This window comes from Streptomyces sp. NPDC093064 (assembly GCF_044754605.1).
GTDB lineage: Bacteria > Actinomycetota > Actinomycetes > Streptomycetales > Streptomycetaceae > Streptomyces.
This window is the reverse complement of sequence record NZ_JBIVPK010000128.1, coordinates 1-3,519: the sequence shown is the minus strand read 5'-3', so window position 1 is coordinate 3,519 and position 3,519 is coordinate 1. Positions and strand designations below refer to the sequence as shown.

3 protein-coding genes and 1 pseudogene are annotated in these 3,519 nt (G+C 67.0%); all 4 read left to right on the top strand.

Translation table 11 applies throughout. The annotated features are described in order from the left end of the window. Window positions 1-96 precede the first annotated feature (96 nt). Window positions 97-658, top strand: a pseudogene (locus tag ACIQFZ_RS43260) (transposase); the annotation flags it as partial. Further along, entirely contained in the window at window positions 655-1,053 is a 399-nt protein-coding gene (locus tag ACIQFZ_RS43255; protein ID WP_383063864.1) for a hypothetical protein, read from the top strand. The pseudogene ACIQFZ_RS43260 and the gene ACIQFZ_RS43255, both read left to right, overlap by 4 nt. A gap of 96 nt (window positions 1,054-1,149) precedes the next feature. Further along, window positions 1,150-2,487: an IS1380 family transposase gene (locus ACIQFZ_RS43250; RefSeq protein ID WP_402693982.1), complete on the top strand. Its 1,338-nt coding sequence runs from the start codon at window positions 1,150-1,152 to the stop codon at window positions 2,485-2,487. A 65-nt stretch (window positions 2,488-2,552) separates the two neighbouring features. Further along, entirely contained in the window at window positions 2,553-3,404 is an 852-nt protein-coding gene (locus tag ACIQFZ_RS43245; protein ID WP_402693981.1) for an IS5 family transposase, read from the top strand. Window positions 3,405-3,519 lie beyond the last annotated feature (115 nt).

Genomic DNA, 3,519 nt, shown 5'->3' with positions numbered 1-3,519 from the left:
CCAATGATCACGAAGCCCGTGCCTGCTCTGCTATGCACCCCAACCGGTCACGGCCCGACCCAGCCGCACGACTCCGGAACTTGACCAAGCCCTGGGGAGAGGGCCCGGCGATTAGAGGACCCGTCCCTCGTGATCATCGATACCCAGTCCGTCCGCGCGGCCGCCGGTGTCCCGAAGACCACGACGGGACTGGACGCCAACAAGAAGGTTGTCGGGCCGCAAGCGGGGACTGGCCGTCGACGTTCTGGGGCTGATCATCGGCGCCGTCGTGCTGGCCGCATCCGCCCACGACAACGCCGCCGGCACCGCCCTGCTCGACCAGGCAGCCGAGCGGTGTGGGATGCGCCTGGAGAAGGCGCTGGTGGACCAAGGCTTCAAGGACGAGGTTCTCATCCACGGTGCCCTGCTGGGCATCGACGTCGAGGTCATCCGCCGCAACTCGGACGACCAGGGAAAAGGCTTTGTCCTGCAGCCCAAGCGGTGGGTCGTGGAGCCGGTCAACGGCACGTTGATGCTGCACCGCCGTCTGGCCCGCGAGTACGACCACCGGCTCGACACCTCCACCTCGCGCGTCTACTGGGCCTCGATTGCGAACATGGCCCGCCGACGCACCACACCGAGTCCGGCCTGGCGCGACACCCTCGGGCTGGCCGCGTGAACGTCATCGAGCTCGTCGCCGACCTCCAGGACCAACACGACGAGATCACAGCCCGGATCGGTGAACTGCGCGACCAGATTCAGCACTTGACCGCCGTCCTGGCCGAGTCCGAAGCGCGACTTGCGGACCTGGCCACCACCCGGAAGGTCATTGCCGAACTCGCACCGGCCGGAGGCGAACCCGCGCCACCCGAGATGAAAAACGCCTACCAGGACATCGTGAACACCTTCAACCAGCACCCTGATCAAGAGTTCCGAGCCCGTGAGCTGCACGAACTCCTCGGCATGCCCACCGACGAGGCATCCGTCAACATCACCCGCAGCCGTCTCGGACGCCTCACCCGCCAAGGCTTCCTCACCCAGCCCGGACGAGGCCGCTACCAGAAACGGACTTAACGACCTCTGACGTCCCGGTAGCAGAAAGGTGCCGCTGGCCTGTAAGGATGCGAGTGTCGACGTCGTATCCGCTGCGAGAGTCAGGGCACCAATCTGGTGAGCGAGCCTACGGGGTGGGACCGGCGGTTGTCCGTGGTCGCCGACGGCAAGGGGCTGATCGGGCATGCCGGGGCGGTTCTGCTGCGCCGGCTGGCCGACCGTACGGGGTTGACGGTCGCGCTGGCGGCCGTGCTGCCCGCCGGGACCGGAACCGGCTGGCGAGACCGCGCGGCCGTGGTCGTGCAGCTCGCCATAGCGATCGTGCTGGGGGCGGTGAATCTGTCTGACGCCGAGCAGTTGCAGGCCCACCACCAGGGCCTGTTCGGGCCGGCGGTGTCCGACTCGACGACCCGCCGGACGCTGGAGGCGATGGAGGAGGAGGTCCTGGCGAAGATCGCTCGGGCGCGGGCTCAGGTGCGCCGGGGTGTGTGGTCGCTGCTGCATCTGCGGCCGGGCGGGTTCCCGTGGCTGACGATCGCCGGGAAGCGGCTGCACCGCTGGGTGATGATCGACATGGACGCCACGATCATCACGGCAGCGTCGAAGAAGCAGGGTGCCGCGGCGACCTGGAAGAAGTCGTTCGGGTTTCATCCCCTGGCCGCGTGGTGTGCGAACACCTCCGAGTGTCTGGCGATGCTGCTGCGTGCGGGCAACGCCGGCTCGAACACGGTGGCCGACCACATCCGGGTGCTGCGCGAGGCGCTCGCCCAGGTCCCCGGAGCCTCGACGGCGAAGATCCTAGTGCGGGTCGACGGCGCGGGCGCCACCCATGGCCTGTACGAACACCTGCGGGATCTGAACACCATGCGGCGCACGGTCCGCTTCACCACCGGCTGGACCATCACCGACGAGGACGAGAAGGCCATCGCCCTCCTGCCCGAGACTGCCTGGGAGACCTCGATCAAGCAGGACGGCAGCCTCCAGGACGGCTACTTCGTCGCCGAGTTGACCGGGCTGAACCGCCGGGAGGGCTGGATCAAGGGGATGCGGCTGATCGTCCGCCGGGTCAAGCCGTCCGGTCGGCAGATGAAGGACCTCACGCCCTTCGAAAAGAAGACCGGCTGGAAGTACTCGATCACCGCCACCAACATCTCCAGGATGACCCGGATCGCCGGCTCCCATCAGATCCAGTGGTTGGACGCCCTGCACCGCCACCACGCGGCAGTGGAAGACCACGTCCGGACGAACAAGGCCATGGGCCTGCACAACCTGCCCGCCAAGTCCTGGACGATCAACGAGGCATGGATGCTGAGCACAAACCTCGCCGCCGACCTGGACGCCTGGCTCCGTCTGCTCACCCTCCACGATCACCCCGACCTGGCCGACGCAGAGCCGGACACCATGCGTTTTAGACCGTCCGGCAAATGGTGGGTGTGGTTGCCCAGTCGGGCCTGAACGCGACGCAGGCACGGGCCTTGAGTGATCATGGAGTTCTTGACGCTCAGTGATCCGGAGGGCTCGTGCCTGCGGTCCCATCATGCCTTCTGGAACCCCTGTGGGACCAGTTCGCCGCTCTCCTGCCCGTGCAGAGCGAATACGCCGAGAGCCATCCACTGGGCTGCCACCGACGACGGGTTCCGGACCGCACCGTCTTCGAGTACATCGTGCTCGCGTTGGTCCACGGATCCGGCTATGAGCGGATCGCCGGCCCCGGATGCTCCGACCGAACCATCCGACGCCGCGTCAAACAGTGGGCCGAACTGGGGATATCCGAGAAAGTCCACGCCCTCGCACTCAAGGCCTACGACTGCATGATCGGCCTCGGGCTGAGCGAGATCTCGGTCGATGGCTGCATCACCAAGGCCCCGTCCGGGGGTGACAAGGCCGGGCGGTCGCCGGTGGACCGGGGCAAGCAGGGGCTGAAACGCTCGGTCGCGTCCGACGCGGGCGGCGTCCCGCTCGGGATCGTCTCCGACGGGGCCAACCGGCACGACTCACCCCTGCTCGGCCCCACCCTCGACGCGGCGAAAGCACAGGTCGGCGCGATGCCGGAAACCGTCAATGTCAACCTTGACCGTGGCTACGACAGTGCCAAGTCACGTGCGTTGATAGACGAGTTGGGATTCACGGCCGAGATCGCACGCAAGGGAGTACCTGCCCCGATCCAGGCCGGCAAGCGCTGGGTGGTCGAGCGCACCCACTCGTGGATGAACAACTACGGCAAGCTGCGGCGCTGCACCGAGAGGAGCGGCGAAGTCGTGGACTTCTACCTCTACCTCGCCGCCGCCCTCGTCACCCTCCGTATGCTGATCCGCCGAGCAACGAGCCGCTACCGCTGGGACGGCCGCCCCACCACCCGACGCCTCAAGTAATCCATTTGCCGGACGGTCTTAGCTTGAATTTAAAGGTTCCCCCTCAGCCTTCAAGGTCGGGGGGTGTCTTGTTTGTGGGGGTGTTTGCCGACGGGGTGGCGGGGTGCGGGGCTGG